14 protein-coding genes, 1 tRNA gene, 1 rRNA gene and 1 pseudogene (1 of these 17 cut by a window edge) are annotated in these 20,539 nt (G+C 37.9%); 11 read left to right on the forward strand and 6 right to left on the reverse strand.

Annotated elements, in window-relative coordinates; all coding sequences use genetic code 11:
- Window positions 1-713: 713 nt before the first annotated feature.
- From ACKC4Y_RS06210 to ACKC4Y_RS06225, 4 genes and pseudogenes are all read right to left on the reverse strand, one after another.
- Complete coding sequence (locus ACKC4Y_RS06210; protein WP_409360919.1) at window positions 714-1,658, reverse strand: N-acetylmuramoyl-L-alanine amidase; 945 nt, start codon at window positions 1,656-1,658, stop codon at window positions 714-716.
- 1,109 nt (window positions 1,659-2,767) lie between these two features.
- Entirely contained in the window at window positions 2,768-4,945 is a 2,178-nt protein-coding gene (locus ACKC4Y_RS06215; protein WP_409360920.1) for an isocitrate/isopropylmalate family dehydrogenase, read from the reverse strand.
- Window positions 4,942-5,673 (reverse strand): annotated as a pseudogene (locus ACKC4Y_RS06220) (alpha/beta hydrolase). The gene ACKC4Y_RS06215 and the pseudogene ACKC4Y_RS06220 overlap by 4 nt, the downstream one beginning before the upstream one ends.
- Window positions 5,674-5,964: 291 nt before the next feature.
- A complete protein-coding gene (locus ACKC4Y_RS06225) occupies window positions 5,965-7,161 on the reverse strand; it encodes a multidrug effflux MFS transporter (protein WP_409360921.1) in 1,197 nt (398 codons plus the stop codon).
- 1,229 nt (window positions 7,162-8,390) lie between these two features.
- Between ACKC4Y_RS06225 and ACKC4Y_RS06230 the strand changes: the two genes are divergently transcribed.
- From ACKC4Y_RS06230 to ACKC4Y_RS06280, 11 genes are all read left to right on the forward strand, one after another.
- Window positions 8,391-9,479 (forward strand): DUF3792 domain-containing protein, encoded by a 1,089-nt coding sequence (locus ACKC4Y_RS06230; protein WP_409360922.1) that lies wholly within the window; start codon window positions 8,391-8,393, stop codon window positions 9,477-9,479.
- A gap of 224 nt (window positions 9,480-9,703) precedes the next feature.
- Entirely contained in the window at window positions 9,704-9,853 is a 150-nt protein-coding gene (locus ACKC4Y_RS06235; RefSeq protein WP_375620148.1) for a hypothetical protein, read from the forward strand.
- A 64-nt stretch (window positions 9,854-9,917) separates the two neighbouring features.
- On the forward strand, window positions 9,918-11,108 hold the full coding sequence (locus ACKC4Y_RS06240; RefSeq protein ID WP_409360923.1) for a hypothetical protein: 1,191 nt from the start codon (window positions 9,918-9,920) through the stop codon (window positions 11,106-11,108).
- The gene (locus tag ACKC4Y_RS06245; RefSeq protein WP_409360924.1) at window positions 11,105-12,307 is read left to right on the forward strand and encodes an MFS transporter; all 1,203 of its coding nucleotides are present in this window, start codon (window positions 11,105-11,107) and stop codon (window positions 12,305-12,307) included. The genes ACKC4Y_RS06240 and ACKC4Y_RS06245 overlap by 4 nt, the downstream gene beginning before the upstream one ends.
- A gap of 194 nt (window positions 12,308-12,501) precedes the next feature.
- Window positions 12,502-13,176, forward strand: a complete 675-nt coding sequence (locus ACKC4Y_RS06250; protein ID WP_409360925.1) for a hypothetical protein — start codon at window positions 12,502-12,504, stop codon at window positions 13,174-13,176.
- A 10-nt stretch (window positions 13,177-13,186) separates the two neighbouring features.
- Entirely contained in the window at window positions 13,187-14,425 is a 1,239-nt protein-coding gene (locus ACKC4Y_RS06255) for a DUF2087 domain-containing protein (protein ID WP_409360926.1), read from the forward strand.
- 142 nt (window positions 14,426-14,567) lie between these two features.
- A complete protein-coding gene (locus tag ACKC4Y_RS06260; RefSeq protein WP_409360927.1) occupies window positions 14,568-15,323 on the forward strand; it encodes a hypothetical protein in 756 nt (251 codons plus the stop codon).
- Between the two features lie 8 nt (window positions 15,324-15,331).
- Complete coding sequence (locus ACKC4Y_RS06265) at window positions 15,332-15,802, forward strand: hypothetical protein (RefSeq protein WP_409360928.1); 471 nt, start codon at window positions 15,332-15,334, stop codon at window positions 15,800-15,802.
- Between the two features lie 263 nt (window positions 15,803-16,065).
- Window positions 16,066-17,031 carry an ATP-grasp domain-containing protein gene (locus tag ACKC4Y_RS06270; RefSeq protein WP_409360929.1) on the forward strand — a complete coding sequence of 322 codons (966 nt, stop codon included), beginning with the start codon at window positions 16,066-16,068 and terminating at the stop codon, window positions 17,029-17,031.
- Window positions 17,018-18,196 (forward strand): MFS transporter, encoded by a 1,179-nt coding sequence (locus ACKC4Y_RS06275; protein WP_409360930.1) that lies wholly within the window; start codon window positions 17,018-17,020, stop codon window positions 18,194-18,196. The genes ACKC4Y_RS06270 and ACKC4Y_RS06275 overlap by 14 nt, the downstream gene beginning before the upstream one ends.
- Window positions 18,184-19,251: a hypothetical protein gene (locus tag ACKC4Y_RS06280; protein ID WP_409360931.1), complete on the forward strand. Its 1,068-nt coding sequence runs from the start codon at window positions 18,184-18,186 to the stop codon at window positions 19,249-19,251. Before ACKC4Y_RS06275 ends, ACKC4Y_RS06280 begins: the two co-directional genes overlap by 13 nt.
- Before the next feature lie 978 nt (window positions 19,252-20,229).
- Here the strand turns inward: ACKC4Y_RS06280 and ACKC4Y_RS06285 are convergent.
- Both ACKC4Y_RS06285 and rrf read right to left on the reverse strand, forming a co-directional pair.
- Window positions 20,230-20,306: transfer RNA gene (locus tag ACKC4Y_RS06285), tRNA-Met, on the reverse strand.
- Between the two features lie 122 nt (window positions 20,307-20,428).
- A 5S ribosomal RNA gene (gene rrf / locus ACKC4Y_RS06290) occupies window positions 20,429-20,539 on the reverse strand; it runs 4 nt beyond the window's last position.

A 20,539-nucleotide genomic window follows, 5' to 3' on the forward strand; every position in this document is an offset into this window, starting at 1 on the left:
CCCATCTGTGATAATCATAACAATATCTCGTGATATTTATAAGATGCTATCTCTGATAAAAAACGGCTCACTTTTCAAAATGTGTCCGAACAAATTAACCAGATGAATACTGCTACACACACGCCATAGGTTTTTCACACGTGATTCAAAGAATATAAATTTTTATCATTGTATTGATTATCAAAATTATGCAGACACCTCCCACCCTAGCGTCATCAAAAACAAGCTGGATATATTTTCAAAATTATGGGGGTATGACACCTCCATTTTCGCAATATATGTGCCTTTTTTGCTCTCTTCTTTCACGCATTGTCGGTTTTTGCTTGCACGCCCAAAATGTAAATCCAGCAATCTTTGCTTTTCATATCTGGTATTATAGATGTGCATTAATCTAACATGCCACTTCTTCTCTACGCACTCTTGGTGACCATATTCTTTTGTATTGTGCACAACACTTTAACTTGATGTATCTTTTTTTAATGAGAAGTGTGTCCACTATGGTAAAGAAACAGGACCTTAAAGTTTGCCTCTACAAGCCAAGCCGGCTTTTCTTCTTTTTCCCATTAATTCCTATGCTTACCATTTTTTGCTCACACCACAAGTAATCTTCTTTCTTTCACATAAGAACCAATCTCCTGAGACTAAAAGACCACTGTTAAAAAAATAAAACGATACTGTGGTAATTATACGCATCTAAATTAAGACAAGTTGAATTAACTCGACGGAAAATACTTATCTACCAATGCATAAATAATTGCTACTGTTTCAACATCGAGAACCCCATCATAATTATCTTGACGAAAATGAAGCTGAAAAGCTCGTATTAAATCCTTATATCCGCTTTCTGTACAGGCAACCGAAATATCGTATCCATATTGTTTTAATTTAGCTAAAATATCCACTTTAGCTGGAAAACTCTTACAGAACTTCTTCTGGTAGTGATCTTTCAATTCATCATCATACCATGCGCCTATACCCGCTTCATAAAGTTCTTTCCAAGGAAAAGCAGCCCCTGGATCACTTTTTCGCCCAATAGCAATATCACTGTGTCCAACGACATCGGTTGGCATAATATCTGGATAACGTTGGAGGATATTCAACGCAAGCTGTTTAACAGCATCAATCTGTATCGGATTATAGGGAGGAAATGTACATGCCTCATTATCATAGGGAACTAAATCAACCGACCCAAGCTCAACAGTTTTATCATTTAATTTGCTATCCTCGGACAGTAAGTGAGCACCAACATGTTGTGCACGCTCGCCTTTATCAACCGGATTAAAACAACGCATATCCTTCAATCCTGCTTTAATATACGTTTCCTCAAAACAATCTGTATGTTTAGTCGCTAAATTGACTATTTCAATGCCAATAGATGTATCATTCAGATTATTACGTCCAGCCCATGAGCTAACACCAGCATGCCATGCACGTTCGTTTTCATCAACGAGATTAAAAATACGCATATCCTTAAACCCCGCTTCAATATACGTTTTTTCTGAAGGATCAGGCACAAGATAGTGAGCACTGACCTTAAGCCCTGTAAGAGCTTCAATAGAAGCTTTAAAGTCAATAGAGGTGTAATGCATTACAAGAAAATGAACACGACGACTAAAGCTTTTGACAGAACGATAACTATTATAATCAATATGATACATAGAAAAATCCTTTCTTTTTGTCTAATTCACTCGTGCCATCACACATTACAACAGATCATATTCAAAACGAGCTTTAACATCATTGGAGAACAATTATTTTAAATACATAGCTAATAAGTTATTAGTATTTACATGAACAATAAAATATATACAAAACAAAACAATTATAAAAAAACCATAAAATATCAATATTTATCAATAGACAATAATAAAAATATTACATAAATATTAAAAATACTTTTTAACAATTTACTTTCTTAATATAATTTTTACAAAACTACTCATTTAATATTTATCTAAACCATGCAAATTACAAAGTTATTTTTGTTATAAATCTGAAATAATTTATAGTCACAATTTGCAGCTCCTATTACGAGTGGCCAAGCGCATTCACTTTCACCACAATACTTCTAACCCATCAAAAAATACCCTTAAAAAACTTTGCGGCAATTTCTTGACAAAAAGTTGGTTAATCATATGTGCAATTAATCTTTCATGGACGTCTATTTCAATGGAATTTAAAGGCTTTTTTTTGAGTATAACAAAAGCGATAAAGATTCTTTCTTTGTTCAATAAAGAATTCTATCTCCCTTAAATTTTTAAATTCCCTCTGCATCTTAAAATCAATAGATTGATTTATAAAGATAGTCCATCATTTGCAATGTAAATGCGAACACCCAATACAGTAAGATTTTTTATCTCAAACTCTTACATTCAATAAGCAAAAACTGTTTAATCAGAGATCAAGAGAGGGATTGACATGTGAATAAAAATCATTGGTGAAAGAACTAAATGTGCCCTTCATCAACCATCTTACTACAAGGGGTGCACAACATTGGAAACTGGTAAAGATAATGATGTAGCTGGCTTGTTTATCAACGTAAAGGAAGTGGTAGCAATGAAACTTGCATTATGCCATTCACAAACCAGACAGAAAAAAGGCTCGAGAGACACAGCTGAAATATCTCTTTAAAGAATACGCTCCATAGATTTTTTCTCAAAATAAAGCTATAGAAATAATATTTTTTCATACCTTAAAAATTTTAAACGATAAAGAGGATACAGCAAATAATTTTGTTTGCGTATTTTTGCATTAATCTCATAAGATATTATTGACCATCACCCTCCGTTTTCAAATATGTTTTTAAAACAGTCCAAGCCGCATATTCCTGTAAGACCACGCCTAGAAGTGGTCGCGTATAGGGAAAAGAAATATGATCCTCACCATAGCCTTTTATCCGTACAGTCATGGTAGCATGTCCAAGACTTTCCTTCTGGTTTTCTAATGTCTCCAAAGAAGGTGACAAGCTAACCTCAACCTCAATTTGTTGAATATCTTTTATCCCTTTTTCTATTGGTTGAAAATATTTTAAAAGATATGGATCATTGACAGACCAATGAACCTCTGTATGCTTTTCCAATTGTTCACGAGCAGTAGTAACTTCTGCACCAACCAAATATGGACGAAAATGATCTTCAAATTGTTCGATTAAATGCTGTGCCAAAGGTGCCGATGACTGACCAACAAGCTGCACAAGAACATAAGGACTTTTCCATAAAAAATGCCGTTCAAATGGTTCATTTTCAAGATGACAATCAACCCACTGCGCAATGGTACTTTCATCAATTCCAATCAAAGTCCATGCATATTGAGCACGCGATACAGGAGAATATTTCTTCTCATTGTTTTCTAAATAATTCTCTAAAAGTGCAAGAGCCTGTGATGGTGGACCAGGCAAAACAACAAGCGTACTTCCATCGCAAGAGAGATAAAACCCTGGAGCTGTGCCTGTAGGATTATCAAGCACGGTTGCCGTTTCAGGAAACAATGCTTGACGGGCATTACTCTTATCCGCCGTAATCCCTAATCGTTGTAATTGACCTTTTATTGTTTGCCAAACATCTTCGTGATGTAACAAAGGTTGCTGCACGGCTTTTGCAACCGCATCACGTGTTATGTCATCTGATGTTGGTCCCAATCCCCCACTGATAATGATAAGATCTTCTTGCCCAAGACAAGCAATCACTGTCTCACTAATTTGTTGTAATTGATCAGCGCAAACAAAATGACGCGTGACTTGAATATTTCTTTTATTCAAGCTCTGACTCAAATCCTGCAAATTTGTATTCAAATATTGCCCTGAAAGAAGTTCATCACCAACAGTAATAATCGCAGCACGACAAACAGAGACAGGATTTACAACAGATTTGAGAACAGCTTCAGCCATTTGACGTGTAGAAGCTAAGCCTCCTAGATCGTAAGATACAGTTTTTCCAGCACGAATAACCTGATCAACACTCTCAGATAATTGTTGTGCGGCATCTTTAAAACCTAAATGGTCTAGAAGTAAAGCCGTGGTATAAAGCATCGCAGAAGGATTTGCTTTATTTTGTCCAGCAATACGTGGTGCACTGCCATGAACAGGCTCAAAATAAGCAATTCTGTTTCCCACGTTCACACTAGGAGCAAGCCCTAATCCTCCCATGACTCCAGCGGCAAGATCAGAGAGAATATCGCCAAACATGTTTTCAGCAACAATCACCCCAAATTGCTCTGGCTTGGTTGCTATCCACAAAGCAACCGCATCTACATTGTGAATGTCTGCTTCAATTTCTGGATAATTTTGAGCAATTTTCTCAAAAATTTCTTGAGCAAATTGACCACTCTCCCGCATAACATTTGGCTTATCGGCAAAAGTAACCCGCCTCAAACCATATTCCCGTGCATAAGAAAAAGCGCATTCAAACAACCGCTCTAAACCAAAGCGTGTTTGCAAACGGACTGTCCACGCCGCCTCCTCAAGACCATATTTTTCTAAATTGGGATGTTTTAACCATGCCGCTGTCTCAGATGTTATACCCCGAAAATCTAATCCCGCATAGAGACCTTCACTATTTTCTCTGATAACACAAAAATGGAAAGGCTTTCTCGGACCAAAGATGTATCTGAAAGGGCGTACATTGGCAAACAGATCTAACTTTTGGCGAAGTTGAATAACCGGCGACACATAGGCAAGTTTTTTCTCTCGTAAATGCGGCTCAAGTTCTTTTAAAGCAGCTTCTTTTCCTTTACTGGTCACAGCACCAAGCAAAACGGCATCACTCTCAGTGATTTTTTGCCACGTCGCTTGAGGAACAGGATCTCCTTCCTGTTTCCAACATTCCCAACCAATATCGCCATAAGTTAATTCAATCGGCAATTGGAATTGCTCTAAGACCATCAGCGCAGCATCACAAACCTCTGGTCCTATCCCATCACCAGGTAACACAAGAACTTTCTTTTTCATAATCCACTCATCCATTCAGCAAGAATTCTATTCGTCATAACAGGATTATCATCCCACAAACACGTACCAGCCCCATAGATAATCTTATATTCATGATTGAAACAATGACTTCTTGTTTGATTATCTACGGTTGCAAGTTGCGACTTTTCACCTACCAAAGCTAAAAACTTTCCAGTGTACTTGATAATCTCATTTCGAGCATCCATTCCCAACAACAATTTAAATCCTCTTGTCATACGTTCAATGGCTATGCTTTCTTGTGCATCAGGAATCTCCAATAAGGTTCTTTTTTTAATAATTCCACGAGGGTGCATAAAAGCATTGAGTGCTTCTAGAGCTCCTGACAAATCTTTATTTTTTTAAAAATTAAGAACACATCCAACACGCCGTTGCAAAAGAGCATCTGGATAGCCTGGCGCATTCACGGCAAGCAAAACTCGAACATTTGGAAGTTGCGCAGCCAATATCTGTACTAACATTCCAGCCATAGAAAAAACCACAAGAATTGAAGGTTATTTAAAATATCTTTCAAGTTTCTCTGTAATAAAAGGCAAAATTCCCATAGGAAAGTTATTACAAAAATTAGAGTTACTGGGAAAAAGGGACAGTGTATCGAGTAGGGTAATTGGAAATCCTCTTGCCAAACATAGCTTTGTAAAGGAAGAACAAAAAACACCATGATCCCAAATTGGCATCACAGGAGAAAGAATAACAACACGAAGGCTCATTATTTATCTCACGCCCCCTTTGTTTTAAAATATAGATTATAGTAACAACATCCCCAGTGAAGATAACTCTGAAAACCTAAACATGGTGAATCTCTATCACGCACAAACTCCCCTCCCCGTAAAATCGCTAAGAATAACCAATTATACTAAAATTAAATAAGCTAAAATAAATTTTAAGTATCCTCAATGCCACCAGCTTAATTAAAATCCATTCTCAAGCTATGATCACTTCCATTCAAGCAAAATAACACCAAAACGTTTATTCATGATGCTCTCTGTTTCGCATCTCACTCAGTCCATTTCCGAATGCATAAAACTACGCGCTTTGCAGATATAAATTATAAAGCCTAGTAGACAACAGGAAGCCAATAAAGCTGCCATAGTTTGTGGATTGTGCCCAGATATCTTTCCAATAACCGCAGCACTCAATGCAGCACTCCCTAATTGTAAAGCCCCCATCATACCAGATGCAGCTCCAGCAGCTTGCGGATGTGATGAAATAGCCAATGCTGTCCCTAATGGCAATAAAAAACCATTACCAAAAGTAAGAACAGCAATAGCCATAAAACTTGTCACAAGGGGCCATGGGCTCACATACATTTGTAGAGCAAAGAGCAGCCCCCCTATAACAAAAATAATATATCCCCGCCGCACAGTCCTTTCCATAGACTCTCGTTGAAAAAACCACCGCGCCACGAGATTCCCTAAAATATAGGGGAGAGAAACCCCGACATAGCTATAGCCAATATAGACAGGTGATAAACCCAATATTGTGAGTAAAAAAGGAGATTCCACAATATAAGCAAAATAGGCCGCATAAGAAAAACACGGAATAAGCGCGTAAAAGATAAACTGTTTATTTTTTATAACGGCTAAACTCCCCTTAAGAAATCCTACAGGAGAAAAACGCTGACGTTTTTGAGGAGGCAGAGTTTCCGTGAGCACAAAATAACACAGCAAAATGGTCAAAAATATAAAAAAGCTTAAAAAGATAAAAGTTGCCTGCCAATGAAAAGCTTGTATCAAAAGTCCACCAATGAAAGGTGCAAGTGCTGGTGACATTCCAATAAAAGGGAAAACAATCAAATAAAGTTTTCCGGCCGCTTTTTTATCCAATAAATCATTGATAATTGCACGACTTAAGACGATACCCGCACAAGCACCAAGACCTTGCAAAAAACGTAACACAAGAAAAGCGTGAATATGAACCGTATAAATCACACCAAGTGTCGTAAATAACCACAAAAATAAGCCCAATAGAAGTGTTTTTTTACGCCCAAAATTATCACTCAGCGGCCCATAAATGAGCTGTCCAAGTGCCAATGCCAACAAAAAAACTGCCACGGCATTCTGAATTTGAGATTGTGTCACTTGATAATATTGACGCATCTCTCCCAGTGCTGGTAAAAAAATATCGGTAGAAATCAAACCTCCTGTTGACAAACATACGATAAGTATAATGAATGGTAATGTATATTTATGTTTCATCAGGAAAGTCACATTTCTTAAATTTAAAAATATTTAAATTTTACGTGTATAGTAAAATAATAATTTATATTTATAAATATAAGTCTATTTTAATTTTATCCACAGAGAATAAAACAATAAATTTTATTTATTCTTTTACTTTATTCGAGAATAAGTCATCTTGTTGATACATAAATCCAATGTCTGATCCGCACGCACACTCAACACGTAAATAAACACTTAGTGCTTCACTCTACAATTAAATTTAAAGCATAGCAAATTGCAATTTTAAAACTATGCGCAAAAGAAGCTAAAAGACCAAAACTCCCCTTCAGAAATATATTTTCCAATCCAAAATAGCGCACTTTGTTGTATTCATGTTACCCTATCGTCATCAGCTTTTTTCATTGATATCATCAACAAAAACGCTCCCAAACTCCATCTCCTCAAAACTACCCACGCAAATATTATTGTAACAATACAGCATATAATAATGGCTCATGGAGAAGTCTTTATAAACACAAATAATTGAGCAAATAAACTTAATAGCCCACTAATATCATAAAGCAAACTGTGCTTCTGCCCCCTAAAATCTAAATTCATCTTATCCATTTTGTTAGATTTTCATTCTACATAACCATCACAAAGTTTATTTCCTAAGCTATTGACAGATATCATATAATCAAAGTCCTATAAATCATTCTGCATCTAATTTAGAAAGCAAGGAGAAGCGATTAATGAATATAACAGCTAACCACGTACCAATTACTTGTACCTATTAAAGTGGAAGGGAAAACAGCTTAGAACACTAATGTTTCTTCCTTCTCTTTTAACTCTCATAGCCTTTTTGAATTGAAGCATGCTTTTAATTATAAGTGCAATATAAAAAACCTAAAATTTTAATTTTTACCTTTACATACAATCAATTATGGAGAAGCGTTTACAAAGTTTTCTCAAAGCAATATCAGGGACATTACTTGAAAGAAAAGCATTAAGAGAGCTTACTTTTAGCTAAGGGGGAAAGATACCCATTCCTTTATTCCCTATAGACCGTTTATCTCCCATCAACTAAAATTCTCGATGAACTGGTATATCAGTTCTAAACTAGAGTCATGTGGGAAGAATTTTAAGTAATGATTACCGTCTTGTTTTCGGTATTTCCCGTCCTTTTTGGCGCATATCTATTCACTTTTGGAACATAATTGCTAAAGATGCATTTTATCTCCAGCATTATTCAAGGAGATAAACACATGGAAACCCGCATTCCAGAAGAAACATCATTCGATACACATTTTCTAGGAGAAACCTCACTAGAAGAAAAGTATCCACTCTTTTACACACCCATTTCATGGTCCGCAATCTTTGCTGGGCTGGTGACAGCCCTCGCCACCTCAATCTGCCTCTCTTTTCTAGTTGCAGCATTAGGCTTAAGTCAAATGGACCTCACCTCTTCAACCCCTTTTGAAGGCTCTTTTTTGTCTTTTGGCATTGGCTCTCTTATCATTGCACTGATCAGCCTTGCTTTGGGAGGATTTGTTGCTGGACGTTTTGCAGAATCGTCAGGGACCCTTCACGGCTTTCTCACTTGGGCTCTATTAACACTTTTCATGACCCTCCAAGCCATTCATGTGGTTTCAAGTACAACAAAAATAGGCGCTAAAGCTGCCCTAGAAAACAGTTCCATGGTTCAACAAACCGTAGACAGCTTCAAAACGAATATTTCCCCCCTTCTTTCAAAATTCAATGGCGAAAACTTTGAAAAGTTTTTAACAACGAAAATAGATCATGGCGTTGATTTTGATAAACTACGCGGTGAATTGCACACACTGCTCAACAAAAGTGACATTCCTGCTCTCAACCCTGAACGTTTAAAGAAGTCCTATCAGGCAGCTCTCAACGATATTAGTTCTGCGATAACAGCTTTTAAGAAGGATCCTTCTCATTATCGCACATATCTGAAAGATCTCAGTGACCGCCTTTCTGATCGTATAGAAGCCATCACAGCAAAATTTGATCGAAGCGATATCATCAATGGCCTTATGAACAATGGCATGTCACGTGCGGAAGCACAAAAAACTGCCAACAATGCGCTTCATATTTATCAAACAGCAGAGGAAAAAACTGCTCAGGCAATTGAAGCCCTTGAAGAACAAGCTGAAACACTGTCTAAAAAGCTTGATAGCTCGATAAAAGATGCCCGTCATACTGCGAATAAAGCCGTTACAAAAGCATCACATATGGGATGGTGGGGCTTTCTAGGCAGCTTGATTGGTGCCATTATTTCGAGTGTGTTTGGCTATTACGGTTACAGAAGCCGTAGAGACTCTTTCAAGTTTTAAAAACTTGTAGTTCAGAAAGTATAAAACAAAAAGCTGTACACTCTGTACAGCTTTTTTTGTAAAGTCTTCTTGATCACTCTAAAATTCAGCCCTTTTATTTAAAATGCTTTTTGCAATCAACATTGTATTTGAAAAAAATAAAATCCATGCTAAGGTGAAATGAATGGTAATCTTTTTATTTTGTTTATCAGTGATTTTTTTATCAACTATAAGGGGGGAAATATATGAATGTTTCACTTAATGAAGTAAAAGATGTTAATGAATTGGCTGCTGAGGAAATTCAGCCAACAAGGGGGGGTGTTAAATATGCTCAGCGCAGCGATGTTCAAGTTTATCAAAGTGAGCTTGATATGAATGATTCGCTGGAAGTTTAGTAATGTATTGTTGATGCAAATCTGCTTATACATCCAACTCTAAAAATTAAGCTTATTTAATAGCATGTTTCAGTTATTTTCAGAGGGCTTTTCTCAAAAAATTTGGGCTAAGCAAGTAGCTGAATTGTCAATTTCACACATCCCTTTCGATGAAAAGGATGTTTTGGATGCTTTAAGACAATACGCTCTACATCCTCATAAACTCTTGGCTCTTAATCCTAAATCCGAAGTAGTAACAGTGGTTAATGGAGTGCGGAGTCCACATCCTCTTCCAAACTTTCTTGTTTTAGACACGGATAGGACTATAGAAGAATATACTGCCCGCGTTGATCAATATGCCAAAGGGCAAGAATGGGCGGTCATGTATTATGGGTTATACGCTGCAACCCCTGTTCTGTGGGATGCGGCAAAACAATTTGCAGATCAATTAGCACATTCTTTAGGTTTTAGACCCGGTGGACGTGTGGATATTGACTGCTTCATTGGTCGATATTCTTCTACTCATGTTGGAGTTCATGTAGATCACGCTCATAATTTTGGTTTTACTCTACAGGATGGTAAAACAATGTTTGCGTGGCCCAACACACGAAAAGACCTTCAAGGGCTCAAATATCCTGAATACGAAGAGCATAAATCAACAGCAATTGCACTGCAAAATCTTACTGATCGTGTTGCCTACTTTCCCCATGACGCTTTCCATGTTGCCGAAACGGGAGAAAAGGTTGCTCTAAATATCAATATCGCTTTTTGGGAAACAGCACACGATGCACAACACCATAGGGATTATGTCACGCATTTACTCCATCTCGATAATCGAACACGACATGATATCCGCGCATCAGGAAGAGCCAATTTTACCCCTGATAACGCTTTTCAACACTCCGCACTAAACTCCGCCATCGCAAATGGTACCTTAAAACGCCATATGCTGGTTTCTCAATTAATTTGCGATACAAGTTCACGTTTATGCGTCGGTCGCCCCCTTATTGACATTTCTGAAATTGAAAATGAAATCACTCTTCGCTCATCCGCTACCCTGCAATGGGTGCCCTTACTAGAAACAAAAGAACTGCTCATCGCTGCAAATGGGCATTGCGCCAGTTTTGAGTATAACTCTCATCTAGAGTATTTCCTGTCTCAACTTTCATCGGGAAAGAAAATTGACATCGCGAAATTAAATGATAAACCATATGATGCAGCGCAAAAGGACATTTTAAAAACCGTAAAAGCTTTAGCGTCTTGGGGGGCGTTGTGACAAAGAAAAAATCCATTATTTTCGCCCAAACTGGGCTTTTTTTCGTTTTGGCTCTTAGCAGCTTTGCGGATGAAACGGCTCAAGTCACATTTGCTCTCCACTTAGCAGAAAGCACAGCTTCTATTTCAATGCTGCTGTTTGCAGGGCTTATCGGGGCAATTTGTGCCGGACCAATTGCACCACGCCTCTTGCATCGCTTCCAACCAGCGCGAACAGTACCCATTGTTTTATTGTTTGAAGCACTCTTTATAGCCACAGCTGCAATCGCCAACCAATTTTGGGTTTATATTGCACTTTCTTTCGCACTAGGTTGTGCTGGTTCAATTTTTTGGTCTGCTATCCTCGTTACTGTACCTGAACTTGCAAAAAATGACCACCAATTAGATCGACTAAACCGCGTTATCCAAACAGTTCGTAATCTTGGCTATATTGCCGGACCACTGCTAGGGGGGGTGTTGTATGGTCTATCGAACGGACAAAGAGGATTGTTTGCGCTGTCAATCATGGTTCTTTTTGCCACCTTTATCACTCTCTTCTGTTTTAAAAGTTTAAAAATTCATACACAAACGACAAACACAACGCAAAAAAGCAAAAAAGGGCTAGATTTAACGGGTCTCTTGCGTAAAAAAAATGTTGTCTATGCTCTTTTTCCCCTCATCATCACCATCATCCTCACCTCTGCTCTCAACGTCTTATCGATTGTCCGCATTCGTACTGATCTCAACTTAAGCGCTGAAACCTATGGGATAATCACAAGCATGATAAGTCTTGGCCTCGTGGTTGGTCCACTCTGTTTCTCCAGCCTTTTTCATCGCTTTGGCAATGCCGCTGGTGCATCACTGGCTGCGGCAATCATTGGATTTGCAATTTTCTGCTTTTCCCTCACACAGCTCATATGGCTGATGATGCTGTCATTTTTCATCCTTGGGAGTGCAAACGGCGTACAAAATGCTCTAATGGCAAGTTTTATGATGAAAGCCATTCAAAAAGAACAGCGAAACAGTCAAATGCCCGCCTATCTCTTCATCATACAAACATCCGTATGCCTTGGCTTTATAGGAGCCGGTTTTGTCCATGTTCATCACACACAATACACACTCTTTGTCATCGGCATCGCCACAATGATCGCAGGCATATTAGGTTTTATTTTGAACAGTGCCGTACAAAAAAAGGAACAGAGAGAATTTGAGAATGGTTAGTGAACTCGGCTGTTTGTCCAGCCAGCAAACAATGCCCAAAAAATGGCATGACAATCACCACCCGATCAAATCGTTGTATCTCTCATGCAACCCCATACCAACCCAATAGGACTTTGATAAACCACTCTTTAATGTAGAGCAACTAACAACCCTCCCCAAAACTTGATATTTTAAAGCAAAAAAACAATAACATCATGCAACAAGACCCTATAGGCTTAAACTTTTACAATGGAACAGGCGGCTATGTGTGGCAACTGGCAGACTATATGCGACATGATTGTCATGAGAGCTCCCATACACTTGAATTGCAAAAACCAACACCACCCATAGCCATCAATTCTTTCGCTGTCTACCCACGTGAACTCAATCCTTTATCACGCGTTCAATGGGCAAAAGACGTACAGATAACGAGAAATAAACCAGCTTTAATTGGAAAACGGCAAATACAACCTGTAACCGTTGTTTCTACAAAAGGAGCGGCATTTGGCGGATTCGACTTTCCCACATTTGAAGCACTTCATGAAGGCTGCCTTGTCCAATCACTGAGGGAAATACAATTCAATGGTACTCTTCTTGCCTCTGGAAGTCTTTTGATATCACTTTTACGACACGGTCTCATCAAAACAGATCAAAAAGCATTTTCAGAAAATGATGCAACCGCTCTTTTACGAGAGCCAACATGTATTATCATAGATTCTTCTCTTGACACTCTTGCCATTAATCAACTCAATGGGCGTACAATCCGGCTTCATGAAAAAACAAAACATCTCTTGAAGCAAGCCACCACACCAATACGTATTCAATATCCGCTAGAGGATTCAATAAAGTTTTTTGTAAAAGCAGGAATGCTGCGATTGATAAAATTATAAGGATAAAAAGATGCAGCTGATAAGACCTGGCATGGGAACAGAAAATAGTGCTCAACTTATCCATGCGCTTATTCAAATGGCAAGACCGCGCACAGTCATTGAAATCGGTGCTGGTGATAGTACGCGCTTTATCGCAAAAGCACTTCAAAAAGCGAAATTATCATGGCAACAAGATAAAAAACTTTTAGAATCCTCCACTTGGGAAGAGCGCACAGCTTTGCTTGACCCTTCAGGAATTCCTGAAAATTACGAACCACAACTGATTACAATTGATGATTTTACAGCCGAAGGTCAATCAGCAGAAGAAGTATGGCAAGAACTTCTTAAAGATAACGTTAAAAAAGACACTGTAACATTTATCAATGAGAATTTTTTCTCTCTTGATGAAAGCACACTTAAATCTTGGGCGCCTATAGATTTTGCTTGGATTGATGCTGGTACTCCCGCAGATGATGTACGATTTGTTATAACCCTTTGGGAACAAATCACTCCTGGTGGTTATCTTTGTTTGCATGAACCAACAATGACAACAACAATTGCTCTCAACGGCGAACAACGGGTTCGACGCGTCAGAACTCCCATATGGGAAGAAATCCTCTATCGGCTTGATGGTTCCTATGAAGCTTTAACACTCCCTGAAAACCACAAATATCGCCAGAGTGGTCTTGGTATCATCCGTAAACGCACCCCTGCCGAACAAATTGTACGCGCACAATCGCTACAAGCAGAACTCATAGAAATCAATGAATTGCCCATTCGAAATGATATTTTGCCCATGGGAAAAGAAACCCTTCGCAAACGCGATACCCGCAATTCACTGATCTCTGCCATGACCTCACCTACACTGCGCGCTGTTTATGCCGCCATTATCCTTGGTGCGAAAAATCTTTCCGAAGTCCTCAAACATGTCGATTCAGATGCGAAAAACATTCACAAATCCATCAATCGCCTTTTGAACCTCGGACTTATTCACAACACAACAGAAGGATTTCAAGCCGAAGAAACACTGTGGAAAATGCTAGAAAATAAACATGAGCGGAATAGGGAAAATTTAAGCGACCGCCATTTAGAAACAGAAGAGATGCTATCAAAAATTGCACAAGCCTTTCAGAAGGAAAAAATCTATAGCGAAACGGAAGTTTCCAAGATATGCAACCTCCTTACGGTAGACTTTGCCCGATTACGACGCACTCTTGTTGAGAGGGGTTTTTTACAACGCCATGGAGGAAAATATCAACGCATGCGCTAAAAGAGAATGAATAACCTTCCACTAAAAAAATATAATTTCATTAAAAGGTTATAAAATCATTCATCTCATTCATATGTTGACAATCTATGGAGATGAGATTAGCGTGCTCTCTCCGCAAGAGATGCAATGGGGAGGAACAAGAGTGCGGGATGTCAATTGGTTATCAAATAGGATTAAGAACAGTCAAAACCATCAGGAGAGAATATGGAATCAAGGTCTCAATGACCTTACGATTGTTGCACGAACATCAGGGCGCGGTATTGTTGCTAAATCAGGAAAGACTTATATTGATTTTATGTCATGTTCGTATCTAGGGCTAGAAAGTCATCCAGCGTTAAGTGATGCCGTAAAGTCTTCCGTAGAGAGATTTGGTGTGCAATATGCAGCTGCGCGAACGCGTGCAAAATGTATATTATTTGATGAACTTGAGTTAAAGCTAAACACCATTTTTCTCGATTCTCACTCTGTTATATTTAATTCCGTAGGTGCAACCCATCTTGCAGTTATGCCCATCTTAGGTTCAGGAGAACTTCCAGGATATCCTATAACAGCAAATGGTGTTGTATGGATTATAGATAAAGAAACGCACGCATCAGTGCAAATTTTACGTGGTATACTTGAACAATTTGGAAATTATATAAGAATCCCATTTAAAGATATTGCAACACTAGAGAAAAACCTACAGGAAAGTAAATTACAAAATAGAACGCCTGTTTTGATATCTGACTCTCTCGGTTCTATGGGAGGAGCAAATGACGTTAAAAAATTAACAGAATTAGCAAAACTTTACAACGGATACTATTACGCAGATGATGCGCACGGTACCTCAATTATCGGAAAAAATGGCTGTGGTTATACACTGCATTTATTAGAAGAATACAAAAAAATCTTATTTTAATTTCTTCCTTGTCAAAAGCATTTGGTTCCCATGGTGGTTCAGCTTCATTTAGCAACAAAGAAGCTGCATCTTTTATTAAGAAATATGCTCTTAACTATATTTTTAGTGGTCCACCTTCTCTCCCAGGAATAGCAGCTTGTCTTGCTTCTGCAGATATTCATCTTTCACAAGAAATGAACCAACTTCAATGTAAACTGCACGAAAATATCTCTTATTTTGATCAAAGAGTCTCCAACATTGAGGTACAGGAACCGCTAAGTCCCATTAGATCTATCTTTATGGGTGCTGAAGACAAAGCGATAAGCGCCTCATATAATTTAAGAAAGCGCGGTTTTTTGGTTACAGCGGCAATGTATCCAACAGTAGCTAAAAAGAAAAGCATCATTCGCGTGGCGATATCAGCAGCACATACTAAACATGATCTCGAAACATTTGCAACAAATATGAATGAATTGATAGAGCTATCTTATGCTCACTAAGATCATAACAGCTTATAAAAATGCGTCCGCAATATTACAATTAAAGCCTATGGCTTTGAAACCAACACATAGAAAAGATTTCTTCTAAATCATGCAAACGCAACTAAAACCACAAGATCGTTTTAATCAGCTCATGGCTAAAATAATAAAGAAACGCACTCAACACCAATATCAATCGTTAGCGGCTTTATACATTCTCAAAGTCGATGAAATAATTAAAATATTTTCTCTTTATCAAATATCGTCATGAAAAGGATTTAGCAATGGAACTTTATTGGATTGTTGCGCAAGAAGAATATGCCAACGCACAAGATATAGAATATTCCTATTCAGAATATACAGAAGAGTTTAATAAAAGAGGCATCAAATTCCAGTTTTTAAAATTAGAAGACTGCCTTATCAAAGCAAATCATGCAGATGAATTTATTTTTTTATATCAAGGTATTCCACTAAATCCAGATCACTCTGCATATATTTTATCCAAAGCAGATCTAAACCCACAAGCAAGAGCCATCAGTCTCACATTAAGAAATTATTTTAGGATAAGTGGTACACACCTTCTTAACGAATGCATTTATGGCATAGAAAATCTTGAGTGGGATAAGATTGCGCAAATGGCATTAGCACGTAAGCTAGGAGCTCCAGTGCTTCCATTCACGATGTGTGGCTATCATAAACAAACAGTACCTACAATCACATCTTTTTTTTCATCAGAATATGAATCTTTTATTTTCAAACCCGTTAGCTCAGGAATGGGATTTGGTGTCATTAAATCAGATGGATTACAACATGCAATGAGTATAGGAAATCTGATTTCAACTTCTTCTTCTGAATATTTTTTAATGCCTTTTGTAAAGGATGCACAGGATGTAAGATTTTTCTTCATATCAGGAAAACTCTGTTTTGTGAAATTCCGCACACCTCAAGGAGACGGTTATATTGGAAATGTTGCACGCGGCGGCAAAAATACGATTCTTACTGAAGCAGCTTTTATAACCGCATATGGCAAGAAAAAATTCTATCCTGAAATGCTCGGTATTTCTAAAAACATCGTAGAAAAAACAAAAAACAATATTCTTGCAGTGGACTGGCTGGTGAATCAAGAAGGATACTATTTCAACGAAATGTGCACAGCAGAAACAGGGCTGACAAAACTTCCTCAACAGATACAAAAAAATGTATTTGATCATTTAACGACACTTCTATGGAAATTCCATGGGCAAAAATAAAATAACTTTTTTCATCTATAGCGCAGTTTTTCTTTCTGAATTTTCCTTTTTCTTTGTACTCCCTTTACTTGGAAAGTCTACTCTCATAACAGCTGCCAATGTTGCGTTTTATCTCGCTGGATCAGTAATCCTTGAAAGCATTCTCATGGTAACCACAACGGGTTTATTAGAAAGATTTTCGCGTAAACTCTTAATGGCTACCGCCTTTATTTTGAGGAGTACCGCTTTTGTGTGCATTATCCTATCGCTCATGCCTTCTGCATGGTTGATCTTTTTTACCTTAATGGCTTTTTCGAAAGCAATTTCAAAGCCATTTTTGAGAGAAATTTTATCAGAACATCTCAATGGAAGTACTCTTAAACGCGCATTAACTCTCTATTCTTTTTTTCAAAACGCTGCTGTCGTTATAGCCCCTCTCGTTGCAACGAGTGCTATAAAATACAATGCATCAGTTTTTTTGATGGCTTTTTTTGCACTTATTGGTTTGTATCTTTGTGTTTTATCCATTCAAATTGTTTATCACTACCCGCATAAAACATTATCTCTTGAAAAGGATAAAAAAACAAAGAAGCCTTTTCTTTCTTCTTTAAAAACAATAATACATAATCGTTCTATTGCTTATTTGCTGGTCACGGCTTTGCTTTGTGCATTCCTCATGGGAATTTTCATCACCACCACAACACTTCTCAGTAAATTTGATAGCACTCTCGCTCCTTATAGTGGGATTTTCTTTTCAATTGTTGGCATCAGCATTTGTATCTGGCAGGGGGTGATCAATAAACATCTCACCCTTTCCGATAAAGCAACTTTTTATCTTCTCTGCTTTATGGGAAGTTTCTCCTCATTTTTCCTCATGAGTGGGGTCTTTACCGCTGTGCCTGCATTAGTTGCCTACAGTGTCTATGAATCTGTCATGGTTCCAGAGATATACTATCAAGCAGGGAAAACAACCACATCCCTCTCTGCCAGTGTTCTTTTTAGTTATATTCTTGTTGTTTCAAATATTGGCCAAGCTATAGGCTCATGGACAAGTGGATGGATCATCAGCCATTTCAATAGTCATATCGCTTTGCTTTTTTGCATGATTGTTGGTGCCTCCGCCTTTGCCTCTTGCCTTTGCCTCATGCAAACTAAAAAAAATAAGGAACTTCAATGTCACATATAATTTTTGCTACTGGGGGCACAACAAGGGTGCCCAAAACACTTCGCCATAAATGGCTCAATTATGAGTTTGTAACACACTCTGCGGCAAAGAAGCTCGAAACTGTCTTTAAAGATTGCTCTGTAAACGCCGTTGCAAATTGTCTCACAGCTGGAGGATTATGGGGGGGATTTTTATTTGCACATGAAATTTGTAGACTGCTCAAAGTAACATATTATCCATTTGCCTCTATGGTTGATCTTGAGACTTTGAGTTCAGCTATCGAAGAATTTTCTATCGATACCATCATATGCCTGCCAAGTTTTGCGGATAAACTTATTACAATATCTCGGAAGCAAAAATTAAAAACTCTAAAAAACCTATTCTATCTTGGAGAAGCCTTTCAAGCTGAATCTGTGTCGAAAATAAAAGACATAATCCCTGAATTAGATATTAAACCTCTTAGCTTTACCACCCAAGAAACTGGTCCAATAGGATTCCAGTGTTCCAAGATTGATGGTGACATTTATCATCTTTATGATCACATTCAAGTAAAGTCAAATCCTGAAAATGATGAATTAATTGTCTCTGTTTTTTATCCTGAAGATGCACCATTACTTGAACACGCCACAGGTGATGTTGTTCATATTGCATATGATCAATCATGCGATTGTGGCTATCATGGCCATACCTTACACCTGAAAGGAAGAACACCAACTTTTTATAATATTATGGGAACTTCAATTTCTGTACACGATTTTACAAATGTCTTAAATCTTCAAGGTTGCACTCTTTCGGCTACAGATATTCAACTCATTATAGTCAATCAATTTGAGAACGGTGTTGGCGTTTTATTGTTTATTGATTCACGTTACGATATTGAAAGAAATGCCCTTTTATCATCCCTCTCATCCTCTTATCTGATAAAAGACATTATCAATAAATCACAATTTTTCCATGTTTGCTTTATGCAGAAATCTCAATTTATTCGCTCCTCAAGCTCTGAAAAAATAAAATCCTTTTTTCAAACGACTAAATATCCTATAGTGCTTGATGGTGATTTAGTAGAAATTAAATAAGATAAGATTATAAACTTCATCGATAAGTTCTTCATTATCCTTGGAACCTTATACGTTTTTTCTCCTTGCTATTAGCGCAATGAGCTCTTTCCATAAAAGCATTTCGAATCCTTCTAGTACACAGGATTTGTGCGTTATGCAAAATAAGCGTGGTAGGACTACTATAGCTCTTTTTTGGAAGGATTGGTTTTAAGTGTAGGGTGATAGAAATCTCTTACTATTTTTATACACTTTACGAAGAGCTTGATGGGATATTTTTAAAGTCTCGAGACTGAGGTGATGCACAAGTAGTTTCAGAGAAGGATTGAGAAGTAGGGTTTTAAGATAGAAAGGTGAGTTCAACTTTTTAGTTGCATGTCTATATGGGCCATTGCATTTTTTAGAGAGGGAATATTTTCAAGTCCCCCCATTCCCTCACTGTAGCTTTATGGATGTTTAGACTCTCGTACGTTTTATCCTTCTTCCATGGTGCTTCCATTATGATCCATCTAGAATGAAGGTTTATTTTGAAAGTTCTCTCGTGAGAGACGAGATGGTAGCAATAAGACTTTTCCTCATATAGCAACGCTGCTTGGCAAGGATGCACCTTGGATGTGATATAGACGGACAAATATAGTATGGGTGATGGTGCCTTTTTTTCTCAAGTTAATTTGAGAGGCATCGGAGAATTTTTGAGATTAATCTAGGTTGAGCGCTATTTTTTGCACTCTTTTTAGAAAGGGAAGATTTTCAAGTCCCCCCTTCCGTCATAGTTTTATGGGTGTTTATGCGGTTTGTACGTTTTATCCTTCACCCGTAGTGCTCTTGCAACTTCTATAAAGCCGCAAGCCTATACAGCTAAAGGGGGGAAGTTTGAGTGAAGATTTATTCTATAACATTTCCCATTAGGTACATTTTTATATTTTCACGGGCTATCATGAGCGCAGTGTCATGTTCAGAGGACATGTAATTTTTATGGAATTATTAGTTTTGGACCTTTGGTTGCGGGGGCAGGATTTGAACCTGCGGCCTTCAGGTTATGAGCCTGACGAGCTACCGGGCTGCTCCACCCCGCGTCACGAAGGATATAATAAGCTCGATTTTTTGTCGACGCCTTATTATCGCTTTATTATATTGTATTTTTTATTTTTATGTTTTTTAAAAATCTATTGAGAAGTTCATTCTATGCGCTTAGCAGACCTGGCAGCGACTTACTCTCCCGTGCCTTAAGGCAAAGTACCATCAGCGCTGGAGCGTTTCACGGCCGAGTTCGGGATGGGATCGGGTGCGTTCACTCCGCCATAACCAC

The sequence above is a fragment of the Bartonella heixiaziensis genome (genome assembly GCF_046245125.2).
Classification (GTDB): Bacteria; Pseudomonadota; Alphaproteobacteria; order Rhizobiales; family Rhizobiaceae; genus Bartonella; species Bartonella heixiaziensis.